This is a genomic window from Bacillus sp. SIMBA_008, from assembly GCF_046535495.1.
Classification (GTDB): domain Bacteria; phylum Bacillota; class Bacilli; order Bacillales; family Bacillaceae; genus Bacillus; species Bacillus subtilis.
On sequence record NZ_JAWRWL010000137.1, the window covers coordinates 1 to 349 of the forward strand.

The 349-nt window shown below is 43.0% G+C and carries 1 protein-coding gene; it reads right to left on the minus strand.

Annotated features, from left to right (window positions below; genetic code table 11):
- Positions 1 to 58: 58 nt before the first annotated feature.
- Positions 59 to 349, minus strand: a 291-nt coding sequence (locus SB658_RS22515) for a PfkB family carbohydrate kinase (protein WP_410602444.1), incomplete at its 5' end; no start/stop codon positions are given.

Below are 349 nucleotides of genomic sequence, written 5' to 3' on the forward strand. Positions count from 1 at the left end.
TTGAAGCTTAATGGTCTGCTTTGTGAGTAGTTCTGTTATTTTCATGGTGACTCCTCCTTTAAATGCGTGTGACTTTTACTTGTGGTAATAGTGTGTCAACAAGCTCTTTTGTCCCAAGCTCCTCAGAAAATGCTGTAGCACTGCCTGATGTGACGCCAAGCTTAAATGATTCTTCAATCGAAAGGCCTTTCGAAACGCCGGCTAAAAATCCTGCAACGACTGAATCCCCTGCACCAACCGAATTAACAAGTGTACCCTTTGGAACATTGGACTGATAAATCCCTTCCTTACTGAATAAGAGAGCGCCATTACCAGCCATGGATACAATAACATGTTCAGCACCTTGTTC